At 62.5% G+C, this 25,554-nt stretch carries 23 protein-coding genes; 16 read left to right on the forward strand and 7 right to left on the reverse strand.

Features of this window, described 5'->3' with window-relative positions; translation table 11 throughout:
• The first annotated feature begins 324 nt into the window (after positions 1 to 324).
• The 5 genes from GSQ89_RS34895 to GSQ89_RS34915 are packed head-to-tail and all read left to right on the forward strand — an operon-like array spanning position 325 to position 4,911.
• Positions 325 to 1,545, forward strand: a complete 1,221-nt coding sequence (locus tag GSQ89_RS34895; protein ID WP_158932720.1) for an ABC transporter substrate-binding protein — start codon at positions 325 to 327, stop codon at positions 1,543 to 1,545.
• 34 nt (positions 1,546 to 1,579) lie between these two features.
• Complete coding sequence (locus tag GSQ89_RS34900) at positions 1,580 to 2,461, forward strand: branched-chain amino acid ABC transporter permease (RefSeq protein WP_158932721.1); 882 nt, start codon at positions 1,580 to 1,582, stop codon at positions 2,459 to 2,461.
• Entirely contained in the window at positions 2,458 to 3,477 is a 1,020-nt protein-coding gene (locus GSQ89_RS34905) for a branched-chain amino acid ABC transporter permease (RefSeq protein ID WP_158932722.1), read from the forward strand. Before GSQ89_RS34900 ends, GSQ89_RS34905 begins: the two co-directional genes overlap by 4 nt.
• On the forward strand, positions 3,470 to 4,207 hold the full coding sequence (locus tag GSQ89_RS34910; RefSeq protein ID WP_158932723.1) for an ABC transporter ATP-binding protein: 738 nt from the start codon (positions 3,470 to 3,472) through the stop codon (positions 4,205 to 4,207). The genes GSQ89_RS34905 and GSQ89_RS34910 overlap by 8 nt, the downstream gene beginning before the upstream one ends.
• Positions 4,207 to 4,911, forward strand: a complete 705-nt coding sequence (locus GSQ89_RS34915; RefSeq protein WP_158932724.1) for an ABC transporter ATP-binding protein — start codon at positions 4,207 to 4,209, stop codon at positions 4,909 to 4,911. The genes GSQ89_RS34910 and GSQ89_RS34915 overlap by 1 nt, the downstream gene beginning before the upstream one ends.
• Positions 4,912 to 5,168: 257 nt before the next feature.
• Here the strand turns inward: GSQ89_RS34915 and GSQ89_RS34920 are convergent, their stop codons facing one another.
• Positions 5,169 to 6,029, reverse strand: coding sequence for a LysR substrate-binding domain-containing protein (locus GSQ89_RS34920; RefSeq protein WP_158932725.1), 861 nt, complete (start codon positions 6,027 to 6,029; stop codon positions 5,169 to 5,171).
• Positions 6,030 to 6,132: 103 nt separating this feature from the next.
• Here GSQ89_RS34920 and mdcA point away from each other — a divergent pair, with 103 nt between their 5' ends.
• From mdcA to GSQ89_RS34945, 5 genes are all read left to right on the forward strand, one after another.
• Positions 6,133 to 7,782, forward strand: a complete 1,650-nt coding sequence (mdcA, locus tag GSQ89_RS34925; protein ID WP_158932726.1) for a malonate decarboxylase subunit alpha — start codon at positions 6,133 to 6,135, stop codon at positions 7,780 to 7,782.
• Positions 7,783 to 7,903: 121 nt separating this feature from the next.
• The gene (locus GSQ89_RS34930; RefSeq protein WP_254073526.1) at positions 7,904 to 9,043 is read left to right on the forward strand and encodes a malonyl-CoA decarboxylase; all 1,140 of its coding nucleotides are present in this window, start codon (positions 7,904 to 7,906) and stop codon (positions 9,041 to 9,043) included.
• Positions 9,044 to 9,273: 230 nt separating this feature from the next.
• The gene (locus GSQ89_RS38880) at positions 9,274 to 9,576 is read left to right on the forward strand and encodes a hypothetical protein (protein ID WP_216856566.1); all 303 of its coding nucleotides are present in this window, start codon (positions 9,274 to 9,276) and stop codon (positions 9,574 to 9,576) included.
• Between the two features lie 86 nt (positions 9,577 to 9,662).
• Positions 9,663 to 10,007: a hypothetical protein gene (locus tag GSQ89_RS34940; RefSeq protein ID WP_158932728.1), complete on the forward strand. Its 345-nt coding sequence runs from the start codon at positions 9,663 to 9,665 to the stop codon at positions 10,005 to 10,007.
• A 110-nt stretch (positions 10,008 to 10,117) separates the two neighbouring features.
• Positions 10,118 to 12,415, forward strand: a complete 2,298-nt coding sequence (locus tag GSQ89_RS34945) for a xanthine dehydrogenase family protein molybdopterin-binding subunit (protein ID WP_216856568.1) — start codon at positions 10,118 to 10,120, stop codon at positions 12,413 to 12,415.
• 250 nt (positions 12,416 to 12,665) lie between these two features.
• Here the strand turns inward: GSQ89_RS34945 and GSQ89_RS34950 are convergent, their stop codons facing one another.
• The 4 genes from GSQ89_RS34950 to GSQ89_RS39840 form a co-directional block, all read right to left on the reverse strand.
• Positions 12,666 to 13,100 carry a GNAT family acetyltransferase gene (locus GSQ89_RS34950; protein WP_158932730.1) on the reverse strand — a complete coding sequence of 145 codons (435 nt, stop codon included), beginning with the start codon at positions 13,098 to 13,100 and terminating at the stop codon, positions 12,666 to 12,668.
• A gap of 467 nt (positions 13,101 to 13,567) precedes the next feature.
• Positions 13,568 to 14,026, reverse strand: a complete 459-nt coding sequence (locus tag GSQ89_RS34955) for a phosphoribosyl-ATP diphosphatase (protein WP_254073527.1) — start codon at positions 14,024 to 14,026, stop codon at positions 13,568 to 13,570.
• A gap of 159 nt (positions 14,027 to 14,185) precedes the next feature.
• Positions 14,186 to 15,844 (reverse strand): Na/Pi cotransporter family protein, encoded by a 1,659-nt coding sequence (locus tag GSQ89_RS34960; protein ID WP_158932732.1) that lies wholly within the window; start codon positions 15,842 to 15,844, stop codon positions 14,186 to 14,188.
• A 60-nt stretch (positions 15,845 to 15,904) separates the two neighbouring features.
• Entirely contained in the window at positions 15,905 to 16,033 is a 129-nt protein-coding gene (locus GSQ89_RS39840; protein ID WP_256367371.1) for a hypothetical protein, read from the reverse strand.
• A gap of 294 nt (positions 16,034 to 16,327) precedes the next feature.
• Between GSQ89_RS39840 and GSQ89_RS34965 the strand changes: the two genes are divergently transcribed.
• A complete protein-coding gene (locus GSQ89_RS34965) occupies positions 16,328 to 17,914 on the forward strand; it encodes a sensor histidine kinase (protein WP_158932733.1) in 1,587 nt (528 codons plus the stop codon).
• Positions 17,911 to 19,272 (forward strand): sigma-54 dependent transcriptional regulator, encoded by a 1,362-nt coding sequence (locus GSQ89_RS34970; RefSeq protein ID WP_158932734.1) that lies wholly within the window; start codon positions 17,911 to 17,913, stop codon positions 19,270 to 19,272. The genes GSQ89_RS34965 and GSQ89_RS34970 overlap by 4 nt, the downstream gene beginning before the upstream one ends.
• Before the next feature lie 13 nt (positions 19,273 to 19,285).
• Here the strand turns inward: GSQ89_RS34970 and GSQ89_RS34975 are convergent, their stop codons facing one another.
• Positions 19,286 to 20,137 (reverse strand): universal stress protein, encoded by an 852-nt coding sequence (locus GSQ89_RS34975; RefSeq protein ID WP_158932735.1) that lies wholly within the window; start codon positions 20,135 to 20,137, stop codon positions 19,286 to 19,288.
• A gap of 484 nt (positions 20,138 to 20,621) precedes the next feature.
• On the opposite strand from GSQ89_RS34975, the gene GSQ89_RS34980 reads away from it, so the two are divergent.
• Entirely contained in the window at positions 20,622 to 20,981 is a 360-nt protein-coding gene (locus tag GSQ89_RS34980; RefSeq protein WP_256367374.1) for an MFS transporter, read from the forward strand.
• A 205-nt stretch (positions 20,982 to 21,186) separates the two neighbouring features.
• On the opposite strand, the gene GSQ89_RS34985 is transcribed toward GSQ89_RS34980, so the two are convergent.
• A complete protein-coding gene (locus GSQ89_RS34985) occupies positions 21,187 to 22,542 on the reverse strand; it encodes a phosphatase PAP2 family protein (RefSeq protein WP_174254974.1) in 1,356 nt (451 codons plus the stop codon).
• Positions 22,543 to 22,740: 198 nt separating this feature from the next.
• Here GSQ89_RS34985 and GSQ89_RS34990 point away from each other — a divergent pair, with 198 nt between their 5' ends.
• The 3 genes from GSQ89_RS34990 (at position 22,741) to cydB (ending at position 25,552) form a co-directional block, all read left to right on the forward strand.
• Complete coding sequence (locus GSQ89_RS34990) at positions 22,741 to 23,067, forward strand: hypothetical protein (protein ID WP_158932737.1); 327 nt, start codon at positions 22,741 to 22,743, stop codon at positions 23,065 to 23,067.
• Positions 23,068 to 23,162: 95 nt separating this feature from the next.
• The gene (locus GSQ89_RS34995) at positions 23,163 to 24,563 is read left to right on the forward strand and encodes a cytochrome ubiquinol oxidase subunit I (protein ID WP_158932738.1); all 1,401 of its coding nucleotides are present in this window, start codon (positions 23,163 to 23,165) and stop codon (positions 24,561 to 24,563) included.
• A 2-nt stretch (positions 24,564 to 24,565) separates the two neighbouring features.
• Complete coding sequence (cydB, locus tag GSQ89_RS35000; RefSeq protein WP_158932739.1) at positions 24,566 to 25,552, forward strand: cytochrome d ubiquinol oxidase subunit II; 987 nt, start codon at positions 24,566 to 24,568, stop codon at positions 25,550 to 25,552.
• Positions 25,553 to 25,554: the final 2 nt, after the last annotated feature.

Below are 25,554 nucleotides of genomic sequence, written 5' to 3' on the forward strand. Positions count from 1 at the left end.
GCCAAACGTCGGAAGCTGAGTAGAATCAATACCGTGCGGCTTGTACAGCGAAATAGTGCGTTCAGGACTCAAAAATCGTGCCAGACAGCCGTGGGCTTCGCCGGGCCATCTTCGCACCGGCCGTTGAAGCGTGGATGGCCGGGACACGCCCGGCCATGACGAGCGAGCCTGCCGGCGCCCCCAATCCCGCCAACCAGCGACTCCGAACCACCCCCAAACATTACCAACATCGTAGTTGACAACCGACAACCGGAGACCTCAGTTTACTCTCACAACGACCGGTCGGCCACGAGCCGAACCGGCGATCTGGGAGGCTACAAAACGATGCTAAACCGCAATACTATTGCGGCGGTGACGGCGTTTGCGCTCGTCCTGCCGATGGTTGCCGTGGCCCCAATAGCCGCCACAGCCGCCGAGCCGATCAAGATCGGTTTCCCCATCCCGCTGTCCGGTCCTACCGCCGTCTACGGCGAACCCATCTTGAAAGGCGCCCAGGTCGCCATTGACGACATCAATGCCGCGGGTGGCGTGCTGGGCCGCAAACTCGAACTGCTGCAGCGCGACAGCAAGGCCAACCCCGCCGAAGCCGTGCGCCTCGCCCGCGAGTTGATCGTCCGTGACGGGGTCGAGTTCCTCGCCGGCACGCTGACCTCGGCGGAGGCACCGGCGGTGTCCACCATCGCCAAGGAAAACCACATCGTCTTCGTCGCCCCGTCAGCAAAACTGTCCTCGCTGACCGATTCGGCGAACGTCCATCCCTTCATCTTCAGAGCAGCGTCCAACACGACGATCGAGGGCCAGGCCGGGGCGATCGTGATGGCGCAATGGAAGGACGTGAAGACCCTGGCGACGATCGCCCCCGACTACGCCTACGGCCACCAGGTGATCGACGCCTTCGTCGCCAAGCTGAAGCAACTGCGCCCCGACATCACCATCGTCGATCAGCAATGGCCGCGTCTCGGTGAATCCAACTTCTCCCCATTCATCACCGCGCAGATGAGCAAGCATCCCGACGCCGTCTACTGCGACGAATACGCCGGAGACTTCATCAGCTTCGCCAAGCAGGCCGCGCCACTCGGCTACTTCACCGCGATCCACAACCGCCTCGCCGACGGCGGCGAAGTGGGTTCGGTCGACGAAACCCTCGCGCTGGGCAACGATTTCCCGTTCGGCATCTGGGCCAATGCCTACGATCCGGTGCTTTGGGACGGGCCGAACCAGCCGCAGGCCGACATCGTCTTCGACCAGAAGATCCAGAAGGCGATGGGCAACAAATACGGGTCAAGCTGGGCGATCCAGGGCTACGTCACCATCGAGGCCATCGCCGACGGCATTCGCAAGGCCAACAGTACTGATTCCGCCGCGGTCGCCAAGGCAATGGCCGGCCTGACCTACGACACGCCGCTCGGCCCACGCACCTTCAACGCCACCACGCACGACGCCGACGCTGGCGAATACTGGGGTGTGACAGTCAAGTCGCCCACCGAGAACATCGCCGTCATCAAGGACCCGGTCTACTACAACCCCGAACCGGCCAAGCATTGAGCGTGGGGACGCAGTACGGGAAGATCGTTCCAGCATGACGGTCTCCCTGATCGCCGCTCAGCTTTTCAGCGGGCTGACCACGGCGATGTTCCTGTTCCTGATCGCCTCGGGCCTGTCACTCGTGTTCGGCATCATGCGCGTGCTCAACTTCGCGCATGGGTCGTTCTACATGGTCGGCGCCTACATCGCCTGGCAGGTGGTGACCTGGCTGCATCCCACAGGCGGAGCCTTCTGGATCGCCGCGCTGGCATCCGGGGTGGGCGTCGCGATCCTCGGCGGCGTGGTGGAGCGCCTGCTGCTGCGCCATCTGTATGGCCAGGAGGAACTGTACCAACTGCTGTTCACCTACGCGCTGGTGCTGATCCTGGGCGACACCGCCAAGTTCATCTGGGGCACCGACCAGCTCTCGGTCCAAGGCCCCCCGGTCCTCAGCGGCGGCCTCCACCTACTCGGCACGATTCTGCCATACTACAACCTGTTCATCATCGTGGTGGGGCCGGCCATCGCCATCGGCGTCGGCCTGATGCTCAGCCGCAGTTCGGCAGGACGCCTGCTGCGCGCCGCAGCCTATGACCGGGAGATGCTGGGCGCCCTCGGAGCCAATGTCGGCCTGCTCTACACCGGGATGTTCGTCGCCAGTTCGTTCCTGGCCGGCCTCGCCGGCGCGCTGATCACCCCGATCGTCAGCGTCGTGCCGGGCATGGACGTGGAGGTGATCGTGCAAGCCTTTATCGTCGTCGTCATCGGCGGCCTCGGGTCGTTCTGGGGAACCTTCTGGGGCGCGATGATCTACGGCCTGACGCTGTCGTTCGGCATCCTGGTGTTCCCTGAATTCTCCCTGTTCTCCGTCTACGCCCTGATGGCGGTGGTGCTGATCGTGCGCCCCTGGGGCCTGTTCGGGCGGCCGATCCGATGAGCATGCCAATCACCAACTCACTGGCCCGTCCCGCTGTCCCGGCGATCCGCCGTGTGCCGTGGACCCTGCTGATCTTCCTGCTGCTGGCGCCGCTGGCCTGGATCGGCTCGCGCTACAGCATCTTCCTGGTCACCGAGATCACCATCGACGCGCTGTTCGCGATCAGCCTCAACCTGCTGCTGGGGACCACCGGCCTGGTGTCGTTCGGCCACGTCGCCTATTTCGGCGTCGGCGCCTATGTCTGCGGTATCCTGATGAAGACCTACGGGGTGTCGTTCGCTATCGCCTTTCCCGCCGCCGGGCTGGGCGCGGCGCTGGCAGCCCTGGTGTTCGGCTATTTCTGCGTGCGGCTGACGAAGATCTACTTCGCCATGCTGACCCTGGCGTTCTCCCAGATCATCTGGGCGATCTGTTTCAAGTGGAATGCAGTGACCGGCGGCGACCAGGGCATCGCCGACGTGCCGTTCCCCGACATGCAGTGGATGGACTCGATCCCCGGCATCAGCGGACTGTCAGCAAACGCCCGCTTCTACCTGCTGGCCCTGACCCTGGTCGCCGTCGCCATCGCCGTGATCGGGATGATCACCCGGTCCCCGTTCGGGCGGATGCTGACCGCCATCCGCGACAACCGGGAACGCGCCGCCTTCATCGGCCTGAACGTCCGAGCTTACGAACTGGCGGTGTTCGTGGTGGCGGGCGGCTTCGCCGGACTGTCCGGTGCGCTGTACGGCATTTTCACCCGCGGCGTGTTCCCCGACTACGTGTTCTGGCCCAAATCGGCGGAGGTGATGATCATGGCCATCCTGGGCGGCATGGGCTTCTTCTGGGGGCCGGCCGTCGGTGCGCTGGTGCTGGTGTGGCTGAACCAGGAGATCACCAACTACACCGAATACTGGCCGTTCGTGCTGGGCACCATGCTGCTGGTTCTGCTGTTCGCTCTACCGGGCGGCGTGTTGGGCGGCCTGGCTGGTCTTTACGGCACGCTGCGCCGGCGCATGGGCCGCCGCGATGCTTGAAATCCAGGGACTACGAAAAACCTTCGCCGGCTTCGTCGCGGTGAACGATGTCAGCCTGACCATCGAGGCCCGCCAGATCGTGGCGGTGATCGGCCCCAACGGCGCCGGTAAATCCACCTTCTTCAACCTGATCACCGGCCACCTGCGCCCCGATACCGGGCGCGTGGTGCTGGACGGACACGACGTCACCGGCCTGCCGCCGCATCGCATCTGCCGGTTGGGCATGGGACGGTCGTTCCAGCTCACAAACATCTTCCCACGCCTGACGGTGCTGCAGAACGTGCAGGCGGGATTGCTCGCCCATCGCGGCCGGGGGCGCGACTTCTGGTCGCGGTCGGAGACGATGTTCCGCGATGATGCGGAGGCGTTGTTGCAGTCGATCGGGCTCGCCGCGGTCGCGGACGTCATTGCCGGAACGCTGGCGTATGGCAACCAGAAGCAGCTTGAACTCGGCATCGCGCTGGCCTCCGATCCCCGCGTGTTGTTGCTGGATGAACCGACTGCCGGGATGTCGGCGGGCGAAACCCACGAAACCATTTCCCTGCTGCAACGCATCGCCGAGGAACGTGGCCTGACGCTGCTGTTCACCGAACATGACATGGCGGTGGTATTCCGGATCGCGCAGAAGATCGCCGTCCTCTACCAGGGCCGTAAACTGGCCGAAGGCCCGCCCGCCGAGGTCCGGGTGAACCCCGAGGTGCGCCGGGTCTACCTGGGGGAACACGCCTGATGCCGTTCTTGTCGGTCGAGGATATCCGCACGTCCTACGGCCTCAGCCAGGTGCTGTTTGGCCTGTCGCTCGAAGTGAATCAGGGCGAATGCGTTTGCCTCCTGGGCCGTAACGGCGTGGGCAAATCGACGACCATGCGCTCGATCATGGGCCTGACGCCGCCGGGGTCGGGCCGGGTGCTTTGGCGCGACCAGAATGTCGCCGGCTGGCCGCCCTATCGGATCGCTCGGGCGGGGATCGGCTTCGTGCCGGAGGATCGCCGCATCTTCGCCGAACTCAGCGTGTGGGAGAACCTCGACGTCGCCGCCCGAGCGGCTGGGCGGCCGGGGCGGTGGTCGATCGCGACGGTGTGCGAGATGTTTCCGGTGCTCGGCGAACGGCGCAACCAGCCGGGCGGCTTCCTGTCGGGCGGCGAGCAGCAGATGCTGACGATCGGGCGTGCTTTGGTGGGCAATCCGGACCTGCTGCTGCTCGACGAACCGTCCGAGGGCCTGGCGCCGCTGATCGTCGATCAGTTGCGGGAGAAGATCGCCGAACTGAAGGCCGAGGGCCTGACCATCCTGCTAGCGGAACAAGGCGTGGCGTTCTCCCTCGCCCTCGCCGACCGTGTCTACGTGCTGGAGAAAGGCGCCGTGCGCCACACCGGACCCGCGTCGGCGCTGCGGGACGACCCCGCGCTGCTCGACCAGTTGATGGCACTGTAGCCGCGGCGTCATCCGCGGTATCGGCGACATTCAGGCAATGCTCGCGGGCGAGCACGAGCGGGCGATCGGCATAGAGTTGCTCGCGCGGCGTCGTCGGACCAAGGCGTTGGAACTTATTGAGACAACAGCCGACGGCAATGCAACTGTCCTCCCGGAACAGCATCGGAGGCCCTGACGAAGCGCTGCCGACAGTGCAATTGATTTGGATCGTTTCCGTAACAGGGCCGGCGATGTACGGGCTCGAAAGCCAGTCCAACTTAAATCGTCGAACGCGATGGGCCCTCCGCAAACGCCTGAAGCGTTGCGGCCAGGGCCACCGCGGCCTTGTCGGGCCGCGATCTCTCGTAGATTGCGAATTCAAGGTCCGGAAGACGCGGCAGTCCCTCTTCGGTGCCAAGAATGCGCAAGCCAGCGATCACCGCACTCGCCGGAAGCGGTGTAATCGCGAGGCCCGCGAGTGCCGCCGCGCGCACGCCCATCAGGCTTGGGCTGGTATAAACGATTTCCCATGTCAAATCGCCGTCCTGAAGCGCCGCGAGCGCAGCCTCGCGCGATACGGAACGCTCGCGATACAGCGCCAGCGGCAACGCTTTCCCGGAAATGAAATCGAAAGTGTCCGCCGCGGCCCAGACCAGCGGTTCACGCCATACGAGACGCCCTTTCGTCGTCCCGAGCGGACGCTTGGCAAAGACCACGTCCAGTCGCCCGGCATCGAGCTGACTGATCAATTCCGCACTGACGCCAGTCTGGACCTCGAGCTTCACGCCTGGATGGAGGGCGGCAAAGCGACCGAGCGACGAAGGCAGCGAGCCGCCGGCAATCTCCTCGACCACGCCGAGACGCACCAGGCCAGACAGGCGCGGCGCGGCCAGGCGATGACGCGCTGCCTCCTCAAGCTGGAGCAGACGGCGCGCGTCGCTGAGCAGCATTTCGCCGTCGTCTGTCAGCGCGACACTGCGGGTCGTGCGACGGAACAAAGGCCGTTTGACCTCCAGTTCGAGCCGCTTGATCTGCTGGCTGACCGTCGATTGCGTCGAATTGAGCCGTTCAGCCGCCCGGTGGAATCCACTGCAATCGGCGACCGCAACGAAAGCCCGTAATAGCTCGAAATCCATCATGCAACTGATCCATAATCATGATCAGTTATATTAGAAAATGTCGTTTTTATAATCAATGGCCACCTCCTACCTTCCGTCTCGAAGGCAACACAGAAGGTGCAACATGGCAGACACATCAGGACATGCGGATCGCGCGGATCGGTTGGTCCGGGCCGCATTGATTTGCGGTGGGGCTGGAAAACTCTGTCCAGCCGACCGTGTGACGCAGTTGCTCGAAGCGATCATCAAGCCGGGGGATCGCATAGCCATCGAGGGCGACAATCAAAAGCAGGCCGATTTTCTCGCCGCCGCTCTGACGAAGGTGGATCCTGCGCGAATACACGACCTGCACATGGTGCAGCCGGTGCTGGCACTACCCGAACACCTCGCCGTCTTCGAGCGCGGCATCGCCAATCGGTTGGATTTCGCCTTTGCCGGCCCACAAAGCCGCAAGCTGGCAGACTTGGTCGCTGCAAAGACAGTGCGGATCGGCGCGATCCATACCTATCTCGAACTCTACGCCCGTATGCTGGTGGATCTGACACCGCACGTCGCGCTCATCGTCGCCGACCAGGCTGATCGCGAGGGCAATCTCTATACCGGGCCGAACACCGAGGATACGCCTACCATTGCCGAGGCGGCTGCGTTTCGTGGTGGTGTTGTCGTTGCGCAAGTCAACGAGATCGTGGACCGGTTGCCGCGGGTCGATATCCCGAGCGATTGGGTCGACGTTGTGGTGCCAAGCCCCACCCCCTATCGGCTCGATCCTCTGTTCACGCGCGACCCGGCCAAGATCAGGGATGAAAACGTGCTGATGGCGATGATGGCGATCGCCGCCGTTTATGAGCCTTATCAGGTGCGGTGCCTCAACCATGGCATCGGCTACGCGACTGCCGCGATCGAGTTGATCCTGCCCACCTTCGGCGTCCGGCGCGGATTGAAGGGCAAGGTCGCCAGCCATTTTGTGCTGAACCCGCATCCGACCCTGATCCCCGCGATCGAAGCCGGCTTCGTCGAGAGCGTCTACTGCTTCGGCTCCGAGGTAGGCATGGAGCAATATGTCTCGAAGCGTGCCGGTATTTTTCCGATCGGCGCTGATGGCACATTGCGATCCAACCGCACGCTCGCCCAGATCGCCGGGCAGTATGCTTGCGATCTGTTCATTGGTGGCACACTTCAGATCGACGCGCAGGGCAATAGCTCGACGGCGACGATGGGCCGGATCACAGGGTTCGGCGGCGCGCCGAACATGGGGGCGGACCCGCGCGGCCGCCGCCACGACAGCCCGGCATGGTTGCGTGCCGGCCAGGAAGCGGGCGATAGCCTGCGCGGGCGCAAACTGGTCGTGCAGATGGTGCAGACCCGGCAGCCGAACGGGGATCCGAGCTTCGTCGAACGGTTGGACGCCTTCGACCTCGCGGCGTCAGCGGGTCTCGCTTTGCCGCCGGTGATGATCTACGGCGATGACGTCACCCACGTCATTACCGAACACGGCGTTGCCAACCTGCTGCGTTGCCGCTCACCGCAAGAGCGGGAGGCCGCCCTGCGCGCCGTCGCTGGCGATACGGATTTCGGCAGGCGGCAATCATCCAATACGAGCGATGACCTGCGCCGGCACCGTATCGTGATGGTCCCAGCGGACCTCGGCATCGACACAGAAACAGCAACCCGAGACTGGCTCGCGGCCAAGACGATCGACGACCTCGTGACGGCTTCGGGCGGCCTCTACGTGCCGCCGGCAAAATTCCGTTCCGCCGCGGCGACGCACGCTTGATCGAGAGGAGGTAACAATGACCTTGAACACACAACCGGCAACGCTCGACACGGCAAGGCAGCTTGCGTCCAAGCTTCTGTCAGAGCGCGGCGAAGCGTCCGGCGCGCTGGTCGCACGCGAATTGCACCAGGCGCTGCGCTCGCTGGATATGGAGGATCGCCACGGCTTCCAGCACTATCTCGCGACATCGTTTCAGCCTGACCAATCGGCACTGCGCGTGGCAGCGCAGCAATATCTCGCCGACGCCACCGCGGAAACCGCGGCCGCTCTCGCACAGGCCGCCGATCCGCCACGTCAGGAACTACTGCGGCGCATGAACATGGCGCCGGGTGGCACCGGGGCACTGATCGCGATGCGCAGCGATATCGCCGTGCGCCTGCGTGATGAGCCGGAATTGAAGCTGCTTGATGCCGATCTCCGGCATCTATTCGCCTCCTGGTTCAATCGCGGCTTTCTGGAGCTGCGAAGAATCGATTGGCAGTCGCCGGCCGCGGTGCTGGAGAAGCTGATCGCCTATGAGGCTGTGCATGAGATCAAGGGGTGGGATGATCTGCGCCGCCGCCTGGCGCCCGACCGTCGCTGCTTCGCCTTCTTCCATCCCGCCCTTCCCGGCGAGCCGCTGATCTTCGTCGAGGTCGCCCTGGTGGAAGAATTGGCCTCTTCCGTGTCGCCCTTCTTGATGTCGCAAGACGCGGATCAAGACGCGGCGCTTGCCCGGGCTGCGCGCGCAGACACGGCGATCTTCTATTCCATCTCCAACTGTCAGGACGGCCTGCGCGGCGTCTCGTTCGGCAATTTCCTGATCAAGCAGGTGGTCGAGGAACTGCAGGCGGAGTTTCCGCGATTGAAGCGCTTCTCCACCCTGTCGCCGGTGCCGGACTTTCGCCGCTGGCTGACGCAGGGGAAAGATCCAGCCGTCGTGGCGCCCCCAGGGATCGATAGTGACGGTTGGTGGCGCGATCCTGAGCAGAGCGAGACACTGCGCCCCGCCCTGATGGGGCTCTGCGCCCGGTATCTCACCCGCTCGCCGTCGTCTGGAACCCGTATCGATCCTGTTGCGCGGTTTCATCTCGGCAACGGCGCGCGGCTCGAGCAAATCAACTGGCTCGGCAACACGGCGTCGCGTGCAATCCAGGAATCGTTCGGCATCATGGTCAACTATCTTTACGACCACGACAGCATCGAGGCCAACCATGAGGCCTTTGTGCATGATGGAACCATCGTGCGGTCCCCGGACGTCGATGCGCTGTTGGAAACATGATCGCACGCAAGGTGCTCATGTTCGCTCCCAGCCCCTCAACAACGAAGGATGAGATATCATGGTTATGAACAGGCGCGTGTTTTCGACGGCCCTGCTTGCCGGTGCGGCAGCGTCGTTGGTCTCCACCCGCGGTATGGCCGCGCCCGCCACGCCGATCGAAGGCGCGCAACGTCGTCCTCGTGCATCGGCTGCTCGCTGACGGCTCGTGCTAGACCGAGGTGATCGCGCGTTTGCAGGCGGAAGGTCTCAACGTCACCTCGGTGCAGAACCCGCTGACCACCTTGCCGGATGCCGTTACCGCGGCTCAGCGCGTTCTGGACCGGCAGGACGGCCCAACCGTCTTCGCCGGGCATTCCTTTTCAGGAATGATCGTCACGGAGGCCGGCGTGCATGAGAAGGTTTCGGCCCTGGTCTATGCCGCCGCTCGGGCACCCGATTCGGGCGAGGATTATACCGCATTGGCCAAGACCTTTCCGACCCCGCCGGCGAGCGCCGGCATCGTCTTCGATGGCGACGAGGGCCGGCTCAAGTGAAGCAAAGCTGAGCCGGTCCGGCATTTCCCGACCCACCAGGATTTGTTCGAGGCAGTGTATCCCGCGAGGTTGAGCAGTTGGTCAGATTGGCGGAGCAACTGAGCAGGGATTTGCCGCCACTGGAGGCGCTGCGCCAATGGATTCACGCCAATGTCGAGTTCGTGGCGACGAAGAAGGGCATGTCCGCCGCCCTCGCGGCCGCCGTGCATGCTTCGTCGGAACTCACGATCTATTCAATCGACCGGCTGGGCCGAGCGCTTGGAACGCTGGTACGGCGGGCGGTGGAGGCCGGGGTGATCCGCAACGATATCGGAGCCGAGGACATCCTGCGGACGATCGTGGGCCTGTGCTACACACATGACAGGCCAGGTTGGCAAAACAACGTGCATCGGCTGGTGGACGTGTTCGTCGACGGGATGAGGCGAAGTTAAAGCTTTGCTCATTGGATCTCGTCGCAACGGCGCCGCGGTGAGGGAGACACGGTATGGGAGGAATAACGACGGGCACCGGGATTGGGCAACCTGTCCGCCGCCGCGAGGATTTGCGGCTGATCACCGGCCGGGGCCGTTACAGCGACGACCTCAACCTACCGAATCAAGCCTATGCGGTGATGGTGCGCTCGCCCTACGCCCATGCCCTGATCCGCTCGCTCGACACTGAAGCTAGCGCTGCAATGCGGGGCGTGCTCGCGGTTCTGACTTCGGAGGACGTGCGCCGGGATGGGCTGAACCCGATGCCGCACATCGCCAACGCCCACCCCGCCGACATTTCGATCAAGAACAAGGACGGCGCGCCGGTCGACCGTCCACAGCATCAGCTGATCGTTTTTCCGGAAGTCTGCCATGTCGGCGAGATCGTCGCGGTTGTCGTTGCGACCAGCCGTGACGCCGCCAAGGACGCCGCCGAACGGGTAGCGATCGATTGGAAGCCACTACCTGCCGTCGCCCGAGCCCGCGATGCTGCTGAACCCAATGCGCCACGCGCCCGGCAGGACTTTCCCAATATCATCCTCGACGGAGAAGTCGGCGACGCGGCGGCAACGGCAGCGGCGTTCGTTGCCGCTGCCCATGTTGTCAAATTCGATACCTGGGTGCAGCGCATCGCTGGCGTGCCGATGGAGCCGCGCGCCGCGGTCGGCGAGTACGACCCGGCGACCGGCCTCTATACGCTCCATGCCGGTGCCGGCGGCGCGGTCAGCCCGCGCCGCGACCTCGCGACGGTACTCGGCGTGCCGCCCGAGCAGGTGCGGATGGTCATGCACGATGTCGGCGGCAATTTTGGCACCCGCGGCTCGCTCAACGTCGAGTTCGCCCTGGTCGTGTGGGCCGCGAAGCGGCTCGGCCGGCCAGTCAAATGGACCAGCGATCGCAGCGAATATTTCGTTGCCGACTACCAGGCGCGCGACCTGACTGCCACCGCGGAACTGGCGCTCGACAAAGACGGCACATTTCTCGCGATGCGCGGCTCGAACATGGTCAACCAGGGTGCCTATGCGATCGCCTTCGGGTCGCTGAACAAGGGCGTCGAGATCATGTCGAGCCTCTACCATCTGCCGGCCGTGCATTTCCGGGCGCGCGCGGCGCTGACCAATACGTTGCCGACCCGTCCCTATCGCAGTTCGGGCCGGCCCGAGGTCATCTTCGTCATCGAGCGGCTGATCGACCTGGCGGCCCGGCAGACCGGCATCGACCGCATCGAACTGCGCCGCCGCAATCTCGTGCCCGAGCACGCGATGCCGTACACAAACCCGTTCGGCATGGTCTACGACAGCGGCCATTATCATGAGGTCATGGAGCGGGTGCTGAAACTGGGCGACTGGGAGGGGTTTGCAACCCGCCGTACCGAAGCCAGGGCGCGCGGCCGATGCCGCGGCATCGGCGTCGCCAACTATGTCGACACGGCTACTGGTGCGCCGCGCGAAAAGGTCGAGATGACAGTGATCCCCGACGGCGCCGTTGAGGTCGCGATCGGCACCGTGTCGCAGGGCCAGGGACATGAGACGACGTTTGCCCAGCTTGTCGGCGAATGGCTCGGCGTTTCGTACGATTGCATTCGCCTGGTCACCGGCGACACTGCTCGAGTTTCAGTCGGCGGCGGCGCGCATTCCGGCCGCGCCCTGCGGCTCGGTAGCATCGTCATGCTGAATGCCTCGAACGAGATCATCGAAAAGGGCAAGGATATTGCCGCGCATCTGTTCGAGGCGAATGTGGCTGATATCGAATTTCGCGGCGGCGAATTCGTGGTCACTGGCACCGATCGCCGCATTCATATCTTTGAGGTCGCCCGAGAGGCGCTGCAGCGCAACGACTTGCCGGCTGAGTTGCGCGGACCCTTGCAAGGCATCGGCGACGAGACCGTGACGCTCGCCGCGTTTCCCTATGGGTGTCATATCTGCGAGGTCGAGGTCGACCCTGAGACCGGAGTCGTCGATATCGTCCGCTACAGCGCCGTGGACGACGTCGGACGCGCGGTCAATCCGATGATTGTGCACGGTCAGGTCCACGGCGGTATCGTCCAGGGGGTGGGACAGGTGTTGATGGAAGACGCCTGTTACGATCTCGACACGGCCCAGCCGATGGCCGGCTCCTTCATGGATTACGCGATGCCGCGGGCAGACTGCGTGCCGTTTTTTGACTGCGAGTTGTCCGAGGTGCCGAGTCCGACCCCCCCGCTCGGCGTCCGCCCCGCCGGTGAAGGCGGTACCACGCCGGCGCTCGCGGTCGTCATCAATGCGGTCGTCGACGCATTGGCAGAATTCGGCGTCCGCCATGTCGAAATGCCGGCGACGCCGGAGCGGGTCTGGCGGGCGATCCGCACGGCACAACAAGGCAAGAGCTAGAAACGGCGGAATTGAAGCCTGGCCAGTCGCCAGACCGAGTATCGACATGGGGTCCCTACGCCGCGCCGATCACAGGCAGCAGTGCCCAGGGTCGCGGGGCGGATTGAGATGGCCAGCCCTCCCGATCCAATGATGGCAGCCGTGGGCTGACCGCGAAGAGAAGCGAGTGGTCCACGGCAATCGGCTTTACACTAAAGCGTGGGAAAACAGCTTGACCCAAACACCACCATCGAAAAGGACTCGTGAGAGTTTAGGTATCGGTCGATCCGATGACTTTTTGGAAGCAGACAGATTTGGTGTCGTGGTACCCTAAATGTTCGTAAAATTGCTTGACTGCCGCGTTGTCTCCCCGGACGAGAAGCTGCACCTTCCAAACTCCTCGATCTGCTAACCATTTTTCGGCAGCAAGCATCATAGCCTGTCCGTATCCGCGCCCCTGATGCCTGGGGTCGGTTGCAACGTAATATACCCAGCCACGATGTCCATCCTCGCCAACCATCGCAGTGGCAACGATCTGACCAGACAGACAAGCGACCAACACCGTGGAATGCGGATTCCGACGGGCGAATGCAATGTCATTGACCGGGTCATTCCATGGGCGCGCAACGCCAGACCCATGCCAGACAGCAATAACCTGCTCGGCATCTCCGTCCTTCATTTCACGAATCACAGCCTCAATTGACATCTTTACGTCGCCCCGAGTCCCATGGTCACCAACAAGGCGTTCATCCGCATTTGAGTAGATGAACGTCCCGATTGTATCGAAGTAAGACCGTAATCACAATGTTGCACAATCTGTAAAACTCCTGACACCAGGAAAATCGGGCGAACACCTGAACGGTTCGATAGAGAACAACGGCCAGACAGTCGGCGTTCCATTGGCGCGTTTCCTGCGGTTTTCCAGTCTAACGGTGGCCTTGGCGTGCAGGCGTTTCGGAGGGCAAGGACCGATGCCTCGGTTTGGACCGCCAACGTTCGGTGTTTCGATCGCGTTGATCTCGGCGCAATTCCGATCAAACGAGTGCATGACAGTCGGCTCTGCTGAACGGACAATCCATCCCAGCCAACGTACTAAACAAATAGGAATCCTAAAATTGCCCAGACAATTTATCGTAGCCGCATTGATTTCAGCCGAACCGTGGATGCGACAGTTCAAGGTATCTTACTCGTTCCAATCTGCACGCTGCCAAGCAACCGCTTCAACGGCACGGCCGCGCCCTCCGTCAGGTGGCTGACTCTCTCGCGCTGTTGCAACTCCTGCCACACTTCCTCCGGCCGAATGCCGGCGTCCACCCACGTAACGAGGAGGTGGTAGAGCACATCGGCGCTCTCCCCGATCAGGCCGACGCGGTTACCCGCAATGGCCTCGATAAGGCATTCGACCGCTTCCTCGCCGAGTTTCTGCGCCACCCGCGCTGTCCCCCGGGCCAGCAGCCGTGCTGAATGGCTGATATCCGGATCGGCATTCTTCCGGCTCTCAATGATTGTCCACAGCCGGTTCAGCACCTCCGGGTTGCCGTGTGACCTTAGTACCCTTGGCAACGACACAGGTTCAGCGGGAACCGGCCGGCCTGATTGGCTTGCCGGATCGAAATCGATCTCGAACCCCATGGGTGTCCGTGGCGGCTTTCCCGGCTTCGTCGACCGCTTCTTGCTGCTCGCGGTCGACGACGAAGCAGTCTTCTTTGTAGGCTTCGCCATGCAGTCAGCCTCCGTCGCGTAACCAGCAAGCCCGTCAGGCCCGCCACCCGTGGTATCTTGAAATTCTGCTCAATCGTCCTGACGCAACCGGCTCGGCAACAACTCGCCCTTGCCTTCCAGCACGGGATAGGCTGCCGCGGCGACCAGATGCGCGTTGATCCGCTTCAGGTCGCGCAATGCGTCCAGGTGCAACGAACTGGTCTCGGCCGTATCGATCCGGCCGGACCGGAGGCGCGCGAAATGCGATGCGGTGGCGGCCGCCTCCATGCTGCGGAACGCTTCCTTCTCGGACACCAGCAGGCGTGCGGCGCGCTTGTCTTCGGTCATGAACAACAACGACGCCGCCGCCCGAAGATTGGCCATCAACCGATCGATCATGGCCAGCAGTTCGGCTCCCCCCTCCTTGGAGAAAGCCAGTCCGCGCTTGAACTTTTTCGTGGCCACACCCAGCAGGTTCTTGTCCACGATGTCCCCGGCCTGCTCCATGTTCGTCGCAAAAGCCAGGATTTCTGTGACACGGTGATGATCGGCATCGCTCATCGCCTCGGGATCGAGCGATGTCAGGTAATTTTTGATGGCGGTGTTCAGCTTGTCGAGCACATCGTCCAGGCGCTTCGTGCCGCTTATCTGCCGCCGATCCGTCTTTTCGAATACGTCGCGAACACCTTGCAGCATGCTCTCCAGCACGTCCGCCAAGCGCAGGGCCTCTCGCGCCGCGGCGCCCAGCGCGATCACGGGCGTTTCCCGAGCAGAACTGTCCAGATACATCGGTCGCGCGGGATCGCTCGCGCTCACCTGGGCAGGCAGCCAACGCCGCAACAACCCGGCATAGGGTGTCAGCAGCGGGAAAAACAGCAATGCCAGCACCAGGTTGAAACCGGTGTGGAAATCGGCCACCGCACGGGAATTGTCCGGCTCGATGGCGACCACCCACGGCCCGACATACGGCAATACGGCGAGGGCGGCGGCGACACCGAGGATCCGGTTCACCAGGTTGCCAAGGGGCAACCGCTTGGACGCCGGGTCGTTGCTGGTCGTGCCCTCCAGAACAGGATTGATAGCGGTGCCAAGATTCGCCCCAAGCACCAGTGCGAAAGCGGCCTCGGGTGGCACTGTTCCCTTGCTCGCGAAAGACATGACCAGCAGTACGACGGCCACGCTGGAATGGGCCGCCCAGGTCAGTGCGGCGGCCAGGATGACGTCCAGCACCGGCTGGGTTGACACAGCCTCAAGGAACGTCCGCAGGCTCGGGACCGTCTCATACGGCATCAGCAGGTCGACGAACTGATGCAGGGCCATCAGCACCAGGCCAAGGCCGATCAGCACGCGGCCGAAATCCCGCGGGCCGGCCGACGCCCGGCGGAACATCAGCAAGCCGATCAGGATCAGCGCCGGCGCCACCTCGGCGACATCGAAGGACAGCACTTGCACGATAAGGGTGGTGCCGACATTGGCCCCCAGCATGACGGCCAGCGCGGGTACCAGATCGACAAGCCCGCCGGCGGCGAAGCCAGTCACCATAAGACCGGTCGCCGTGCTGCTCTGCAACAGGGCGGTGACGCCGATCCCGGCCAGAAACGCCTTGAAGCGGTTTCGCAGAGCAGTGCCCAAAAAGCTCCGCAGTTTGGCCCCGAAGGCCCGCTGCACGCCGGTTTGGACCATGTGGACGCCCCACAGCAGAAGCGCCACGGATCCGGCAAGGTCGATCAGGGTGAGGGAAAAATCCATCCGCCCAGCTCCTTTCAACTCAAAAATCGGTCGCGAACGCGGAAACCGCGAGGGCCGGCATCAGTTCAACAGATGGCTGAACACCACCACTGCAATGGCCATTGCCGCGACAAGCGTAATGACCGGATGTTCCATGAAGATGGCGATGAAGCTGGGCTTCAGCTGTTCCCGGTCTTTGGGCGCGGACATTCATTCACGCCCCGCCCTGACCTTGGCGGCCCCCCTCGCCCGAACGGTGGGTGCGCGCATCGCCGAAACCGCCAACGGGGACAAAAGCCGCCAAACCACCGTCTTCATTCTGCACCTCGGAAACACGAAATCCTCGACCGGCCGTCGAGCCGGCTCTAGAAAGTGTCTCTCGGCCGAAGAGGGGCAATGACGAATATTCGGAAGCAATCTGATTCCTTCTCGGATACGAGACGATTACCGATAAGAACGGTGCTTTCGTAGCACTGGCGGAATAACCTCGGAGCGGCTTCCCCAATGGATTCTGAACAGGCAAATCCCGCCACGTTCGGCTTTCCGGACATGCCCCGCGAAGCCGCGTCAGGTCATCCGAACACTTCACAGATGCGTGAGCGGCACCCGTGGACGAAGTGGCGGCGACCGTGGCCACTGACAGCGCGAGTCCCGATCGTCTCAGGCGCCCTGATCCTGGCCGTCGCGGTCGCGGTCTCGCATGTCCTGATGTCCACCGTCGCTTACGAGCAGGAACTCAGTGTACGGCGCCTGGCCGCCGTCTACCTCGACGGCATTTCCACGACCGTCTACCCACACGTCGCCGCCCGCAACCTCGCCAACACCTTGGAAGCCCTGAACCGCACGATGTGGTTCCACCAGAGCATGCGTGAAGAACGGGCAATGGTGCGGCTGCCGGATGGAACATTGTTCGCCGATGTGTCCGCCAAGGCGAATGATGCCAACACGAAAGACCCGATCCACGATGCCAGCCTTGGCCGCCGGCTCGAACGGGGTGGCGGCTTCGTCTTCGACGAAAAAACCGGTACGGGCTGGGCCAAGCGCACCATCGAGCGGGAGGGAAAGCATGTCGCCGACCTCTATGTCGCGCTGGAACTGAAACCACTCGTCGAGGAACGCCACGCGCTTCGCCGCAATCTGCTGTTGGCGACCATCTCCGCGAGTCTGGGCGCCGCGGCGATCGGTTTCATGATCGTGCGCCGCATGGTGCAGCCGCTTCGCCTGCTGACCGAACGCTTGCGCCGCGCCCAGGCTGGTGACATCGCGATTGTGTCGTCGGCGATGCTGCCCCCCGCATCGACCGAGTATGGCCGCCTACTGCGAGGCTACAACGGCCTCGTGGAGGCGTTGGACGAGCGGGAAGCCATGGCAGCCCGCTTGGCCCAGCGCGAGCAGGAGAGCGTCCTCGGGCGTCTCGCCGCCACCGTGGCGCACGAAGTGCGCAACCCGCTCGGCGGCATGGCAACGGCGCTCGATACGGTGCGCAAATTCGGCGACGATCCGGATGTCCGGAGCAAAGGCCTCGACCTGGTCGAACGCGGCCTGTGGAGCATACGCAACGTCGCGGACTCGGTGCTCGCCTTTCACCGCATGCCGCCCGACAGCCCGCGGCTGACCCCTAGTGACCTGGACGATCTGCGCGTCCTGATTGAACCCGAACTCGCCCGCCGGCACCTGCTTCTGTCCTGGCAAAGCAGCATCGAGGAAACCGTGGACGTCGCCGCGACAGAGACCAGGCAGATCGCCCTGAACCTGCTCCTGAACGCCTGTGAGGCATCGCCACCGGGTAGCGAAGTCGGCTTTCGCGCGTGGATCGGGGCGGAGTCCGATCAAGCCGGATCGACGGCGCTGAACCTGGCGGTGGTCGATGACGGCCCCGGACTGCCGCAACCCGTCGCAGCCGCACTCACCGAGGTGGGTGTCAGCACGGCGCAAGATCCGCCCCGCGGCCTCGGCATCCGCGTCGTGCGCGATCTTGTCCACGGCCTCGGTGGCCGCATCGCCGCAACGACCGCAACCGGGGATCACGGATCGCGCATTGTCGTGACGTTGCCGCCAGGCGGCGGACCAGCGCGGAGGGCCACGACATGACAGCATCCGTTTCGGCCCCGGCCAGTCCGGTATCCGCCGAACTGCGGCCTGTCATCGGCATCGTCGATGACGATCCGATCATGGGCGAATCGCTGGTGCAGCGCCTCCAGTTGGAGGGCTACCGCGCAATCTGGTGGCAGTCCGGTGAGGAGGCGCTGTCCCACCTGCCCAGTGCCGGCTGCCGGGTTCTGGTTTGCGACATCCGCCTGCCGGATCTGGATGGCGAACAACTGTTCCGGCGCGCCCTTCCCGACCTTGGAGCAACGCCGGTGGTCTTCATCACCGCATTCGGCGAGGTCGAACAGGCCGTCCGTCTGATGCAGGCTGGCGCCGACGATTACGTGACCAAGCCATTCGAAATCGACGTTCTGCTGCGCAAGATCGCCGCCCTTTGCGCCCGGGAAGTCACCGCCGGCAGCGGCAGCACAGGCCGCGAAACATTAAGCGCCTCGGCAGCGATGCATAGTGTTGAAGCGGAGCTTCTGCGCGTCACCGACATGGCCAGCCCGGTCTTGCTGCTGGGTGAGACCGGCGTCGGCAAGGAAGTCGCGGCTCGTCATCTGCACAACGCCTCGATACGGCGGGACCTGCCCTTCGTTGTCCTCAGTTGTGCGACGATCCCGGTCGATCGGGCAGAGAGTGAGATGTTTGGGCACGAGCGCGGCGGCGTGGTCGGCTCGCGAATCGCCCATGTCGGCCTGGTTGAACAGGCCGGCGGCGGCACCCTGTTCCTGGACGAGGTATCGGCGCTTCCGCCCTTGCTGCAGGGTAAGCTTCTGCGCCTGTTGGAAGACGGCAGCTACCGCAGGCTGGGTGGCACGCATGAACTGGTATCGGAGGCCCGCATCGTCTCCTCAAGCAATGCCGATCTTCCTGCGCTTGTTGCCAATGGGACCTTCAGAGCCGACCTTTACTATCGGTTGAACGTGATCGAACTGCGTATTCCGCCGCTGCGGAGCCGGGGTGAAGATATCATCCCGCTCGTCGAACATTACCTTGCCCAGTTCGCGCGCGGAGCCGGCCATCGTGTACCGTCGTTGACGCCGTCCGCGAGAGCCGCGCTGCGCGAGCATGGTTGGCCGGGAAACGTCCGCGAACTGCGCAATCGCCTGGAACGTGCCGTGGCGCTGACAAATGGAGCACCACAGATCGGCGCCCAGGCGATCTTTCCAGAGCAGGTCTTACTCGATCGGCCGGGAGAACGGGTAGCCAGCCTCGCGGAGGCACGCGAACACGCCGAACGCCGGCACATCGAGAAGGCACTGTCCCAAACCAACGGTGAAATCGCCAAAGCCGCCGTTCTGCTCGGCATTTCCCGCACGACCCTTTGGGAGAAGATGCGGAGATTGGGCCTTTAGTGTGCGATACGAGTCAGTGCGACATCAGTACCGGCAGGGTCATGTGCTGAAACAGCGCCTTGCTGACGCCACCCAACAGTGTCTCCCGCAGTTGCGAATGATGGTAGGCGCCCGCAACGATCAAATCCGCGGCGAGATCGACGGACCGCGAGAGAAGCACATCGGATATCGCGACACCCGATTGCAGGGCTTCTACCGGATGAGCGGTAATCCCGTGGCGTGACAGGTGGCGCAGGACGCGATCCATCGATCCACCGTTGGTTTTCAGGTCCCTTGGGCGGGCGCGCACGGTCATCACCGTCACCACATCAGCGGCGCGGATCAGCGGCAGCGCATCGTTGAGCGCCCGCACGGCCTCTCTTGAGCCGTCCCACGCAATCAGAACGCGCTGGCCGACCTGGGGATACCGCCCGACATAGGGGATCATCAGCACCGGCCGGCCGCAGCCAACGACGATTTCCTCCGGCCGCCACGTCGGTGCGGGTCGGGCAGCAGGATCTGTCTGGCCGATGACGACCAGATCGGCCGCCTGCGCCAGGGCAATCAGCTCCGCCGTATCGGTCCGATCCACCGGATACCAATCGCCTTTGACATTGGCGGAACGGAGCCGATCGCGAAACTGTTGTTCGGCGTCATCGGCGAGCATGGCACGCGGCGACGTCATGATTGCGCCGGCAACCACCGGCCCCACGCCAAGTCCGACCCATGGTGCGGCGCGGCCGGGGGACGAGTCGGGTATATCGTTTTGCAGAAAGACCGCGCTGAGAGACGCGCCGTGATCCCGGGCAATCGTGATCGCCAACTGAAGGCGCCCTTCCGAGGCGCCGCTCTCATCGAGAAAGACCAGGATATCCCTTAGATTCATCCACTCCTCCCTGCTCGGTCACCTCGTCTCGCATTCATTTCGTATCAAATTTCTCCCTTGCTTCAGGGAGGCGCGGGTTCGGGCGGACCGACTACCGATAGAGATTTTGATCGTGACAAATCATCTCCCGGCCTTGCTAAGCAAGACATTCCACTTGATCGACCTGGAATCTCTTCGCGGAAAATATTGTTTCCGCAAGAAAGGCATCGTCTTCAGATGCTATTCAGAACGAAACAAACCGCCATCTCTCAATGTGTTCTGGCCGAGGACGGCGCTTGACGTTTGTCGTTTCGAACACGCCTGTCGGCAGGACGTTCGGAATGTCGAACATATCACGTTTGCGTGACGGCTATGGGGCCTCTCCGGTCTGTCAATACCTCTCGGCAACATACGCCTGAAGTGCCATCGTGCCACCGGCCCATGGGATGATTGCGCGGTAATAGAGGGAACAAGAATGGCTAAAAGGCGATATGGCATCGTTTTTATGGTGTTTCTGGTCATATTCATTAACTATATGGATCGGGTGAATTTCTCGGTGTCGATCCCGGCCATACGGGAGAGATTCGGATTCAGGCTGGAGGACATCGGCGCGATCTCTTTCGCTTGGGCGATCGTGTACGCGCTTTTCAACTTTCCCGGTGGCTGGAATGCGGACCGTCTCGGCTTGCGCTGGGGCCTGTCGGCAGCCCTGGGCTGGTGGTCGGTTTTTACCATCGCGACGCCGGTGGCCGGCGGCATGGCGAGTTGGATGGTGGTCCGCGGCCTGATGGGCGCTGGCGAAGCGCCGATCTGGTCGTTCAATGCAAAGACCACAGCGAGCAAACGTCATGTCGTGCAGACTTAGAACTTTCGCCGGGCGAGTCGCATAGAGGGCATCACCCGATCACCAAGAACTTCGACACCGTTGAACCCCGGCTAGGCGCGTTAAGACACAGAAGGTTGGGGTCATCTCCAAGTCCGAACGTGCTTTAGCCGGTATTGCTGCAACCTGTGCGCACCAGCGGACGGCGGGCGCGGGTGCTCCGATCAGGACGATATTGCCTCGTAATTCATCTCCGGAGAGAAATCGCCGCTGCCATGCCCGCGGCCTTGTAAAAGTTGAGACGCGAATAGACGCCGAAAGGCGATCCGTCATCCAGGAAGCCACCACCCGGTCCTTCTGTCTCGGTCAGGATTTGATCGGCTTGCTCCAAGGACAACGAAGGGAATGCGGCAGTCAAAAGATATCCAGCTTCCGGAGCAAGCTTGAAGACATCTTCGACGATGCCGGCGTTCTTCGAATATACGACCGGCAGGTTGTAGGTCTGTGTCACGGCGTAAAAGGCTTCGTTCGCCGCAGAATTGCTCAGGCGCCCCGTATCCTCTCGGGCGCAAACCTCGATCGTATTGCCACACGCGCTTTGCAAGGCCGCGGTCACATCGGCACGCGCGGCTTTCACCGCGGCCTGAAAGTCCTTGATTGCAGGGGCATACCGCAATGAGCGGCCGACATAGACAGGATCATTCGCGAGCAGATGGGCCAGGTCATAAAGCGCCAAAGTCCGCCCTGCCATCACGTCCATCGCATAGTGTGCGCCCATGATGATGCGGTTATTGCCGTATTCGGCCGCGCGCGTGATCAACTGCTGGTACCGGTCCGGCATCAGTACAGCCAGTAACAGCGAACCCGTGTAGCCGTAGGTCGTATGGCCACTTGGATAGGAAGGACTGTCGATCAGGTTCATGATCGGCCCGCGATTATAAACTGCGTTACTGGCGGGAACGTTGAAGTAGTCCGGACCGACGATTGGTGAGATGCTCAACTCGGTCTGGAATGGCCGTGAATCGCCATAGGCATCGGCGCCAGCCGTCCCGGCCGGACGGCCATAGCTCGTGCCGAAGATGTCGGGGAAGCCGTTGATATCCTTAAGGACCGCTTCCGCTTCGGCCGACACGGGCGTCTTCCCATCGGTGGTCGCATTGGCGAAGAAGTATTTGCCCGCGTTGGAATCCGAAGCCGTGGTGGCATTCGCATAGGCGATCAAGCCGGCGACACTTTGCGAGATGCTGGTGAAATGCTCCCGGTCGATGTAGTGAGCCCGCGCTTGATAGGCAGCACCGAGCGTCGTTCCCAGCCCATCCGCGAGTTCGGCGAGATTGCCGTAGGTGATGAAGGCATCCCGAAGCGCCTGTTGCTGTTGATCCGTGAACGGCAGCAGGGTGGGCTGCCGGATCGTGCCGGTCTGAATCCCACCGGTGACGGTGTAATTCGCCGCGAGCGCAGCCTTGCCCTCTGCGGTGTTTGACAATGCCGCCACTGGTGCGAGCCCCTTAAGGACGGCCATGTTGGTAACGGATTGTGCCCCGGACTGCTGAGAGAATAGGAAACAGAGCGTCGCGATGCCTAAGAGCGTTCTGCCTGTCATGTACTTTCCTTCAGCCCACTGGGCGCGCGAGTGTAAGCGTCCCCAAAGCTGTACAGTTTCTTCGGAACGTGAACAATACGGGGGCGCGACTGACACGACAGAACTTGAACACGATGGATGTCCATTCACTCATCCGACTCCCTCGATCACTTCGCGGCTGACAACCGTGACGAGGCCGCAATCAGTCGGGAGTTTGGGTTGGATTTACTGCTGGATGGTTCGGTGCAGCCAGCCGCCAACAAAGTCCGTGTCAGCTTGCAGCTTCTGGACCTGCACACCACAGTCAGCCGTCGCGCAGTGACGCTGCAGGTCATCCAGGCGACGTCGGTTCCGCATGGCCCGTTGCACGTCTCGTTTTCGTCTGTCGAGTGCACCAACGCCGATGCACATGATCCGGAAAAGCCAGTTGCGGACGATGGGCGAAATGTCTCCAGCTCCGCAATTCTATTAATTGGCGGGATAAAGCCCCTCATAGCCGCGGGGGGCGCATACTGCCTGGGAAATGTGCGACAGAACAGCCGTTGACGGCAATTTTCGACAATTGCAGCCAAGCACAACCCCAATCTCAACGGTAGGTTCATTGTCACGGATGAACCCGATTCCCCTGGTGGAGAGTTGCAATGACCCTCACAGCGCTTCTCCTATCGCGGCTTCAGTTCGCGTTCACCATCTCGTTCCACATCATCTTCCCGTCCTTTTCGATCGGTGTGGCGGCGTGGCTCACGGTCCTTGAGGCGCTGTATCTCGCCACCGGACGCCCTGCTTACCGCTTGGTCTTCGAGTTCTGGCTAAAGATCTTTGGCCTGGTGTTCGGCCTCGGCGTCGTTTCTGGGATCGTGATGGCATTCCAGTTCGGCACGAACTGGAGCGAGCTTTCGCGGACCACAGGCTCGATCCAGGGCGTACTCCTGTCCTATGAAACCTTCACCGCTTTCGCTCTCGAGGCAAGCTTCTTCGGTATCCTTGTCTTCGGCCGTCCCCGCGTCGCGCCATGGTTCTATTTGTTCTCCACAGCGATGGTGACGCTCGGCACGTCGCTCTCGTCCTTCTGGATCATGGTCAACAACAGTTGGATGCAGGTGCCGGTGGGCTATGTCGTTAAGGACGGGATTTACATCCCCAGCGACTGGGCCGCGATCATCTTCAGCCCGGTCGTCTGGGTGCGCTTCCCGCATATGCTGATTGCATCGTACCTGACCGGTGCCTTCTGCGTCGCCGCAACGGGTGCGTGGTATTTGCTGCGCAGAGAATTCGCCGTTGAGGGGCAAATAATGCTGCGTATGGGCCTCTATCTGGCGGCCATTCTCGTGCCGACCCAACTCTTTTTCGGTCATCTGACTGGCGACTATGTCCACCACTACCAGCCAGCCAAGTTCGCCGCGATCGAGGGCCGCTGGCACGATGAACAGCCTGCCAGCGAAGTCCTCATCGGTATCCCCGACTCCGTATCGGAGGCTGATCATTACGCGATCAGCATCCCCATTCTCGGCAGCCTGATCGGCAGCCTGAGTTTCCATTCCAAAGAGGTCGGTTTGACCGACTTTCCGCCGCAAGATCGGCCCCCGGTCGTAATTCCATTCTTCTCATTCCGGATCATGGTCGGCTGCGGCCTCGTCATGCTGATGCTCGCCTGCGCCGGAAGCTACCTGAGTTTCAAGGAGCGCCTGGAGCGAAACCGCTTGCTGCTTTGGCTTATATTTCTCAGCTTTCCGCTGCCTTTCATCGCGATCCTGACAGGTTGGTTCACCGCGGAGGTCGGCCGGCAGCCCTGGACCGTCTACGGCCTGCTAAGGACCACCGACGCGGTCACGCCCTTCCTGACATCCCGAGCAGCACTGGTTTCATTGGTCGTTTTTGGCGCGGTCTATAGTTTTATCTTTGCTTTCGGAATATACTACATCTACCAGTTACTGCGTGCCGGTCCCGTGGGCCGCCTGGTTTTACCGCCCCCTGCTGCCGTCCCCAATCGCCCGATGTCGGTCGTCGACACCAATCCACGTCACTTAGCGGCGGGAGAATAGCCATGGCCCTGTATTGGGTGTTCGTCCTGGCGGTCGCAGTACTGCTTTATGTGCTGCTCGACGGATTTGACCTCGGCATCGGCATTCTTTTCGGCCCGACCAGGGACGAATCGCAACGGCGCGCCATGCTGCATGCCGTATCTCCGATCTGGGACGGTAACGAGACCTGGCTGGTCGTGGTCGGCGTCGTGCTTTGGGGCGCCTTCCCCATCGTCTATGCGACACTGCTGTCCGCGCTTTACCTTCCCTTGCTCGTCATGCTCGCGGGCCTGATTTTGCGCGGCGTTGCCTTCGAGTTTCGCTACAAGACCCAGCGGTTGCGATGGATATGGGATGCCGGTTTCGCGGTCGGGTCTCTACTGGCCGCCTTTATCCAGGGTATGACGGTCGGCGCGCTCGTGCAGGGTCTGCCCATTGCGAGTGGTCGTTACGTCGGCGGCGAATTCGGCTGGTTCAGCCCCTTCGCGGTGCTGTGCGGCGTGGGGCTCTGCCTCGGTTACGCCCTGCTGGGCGCCTGCTGGCTCGTCCAAAAATGTGAGGGCGACACCCGTGACCTTGCGTATCGCCTGATCCCCCGGCTGTCCGTTGGATTGATGATCTTCCTGATCGCCGTACTCACATATGCCCTGTACAAAGACTTTCCGGTCATGGGCCGGTGGCTCGATCGGCCCTGGTTGTTCGTCTTTCCCGCCATCGGCATCGTGGCGGCGATTGCACTTATCGCCAGTGTCCGCCGCCGCAATGACGGAACCCCCTTCACCATGGTGGTAGTCATCTTCGCCGCGGCGTTCGGCACGCTCGCGATCTCATTTTGGCCCTATATGATCCCGTTCGCCATCACCATAGACCAGGCCGCGGCCACGCATTCCAGCCTCGCCTTCATGTTCTGGGGCGAGGGGCTTTTCATCTTCCCCCTCATGCTTCTCTACACAGTAGTCAACCTGCGCGTCTTCAGGGGCAAGATCACCGCAAATTCACCGGATTACTGAAC

Source organism: Acidisphaera sp. S103 (assembly GCF_009765975.1).
Lineage (GTDB): Bacteria > Pseudomonadota > Alphaproteobacteria > Acetobacterales > Acetobacteraceae > Rhodopila.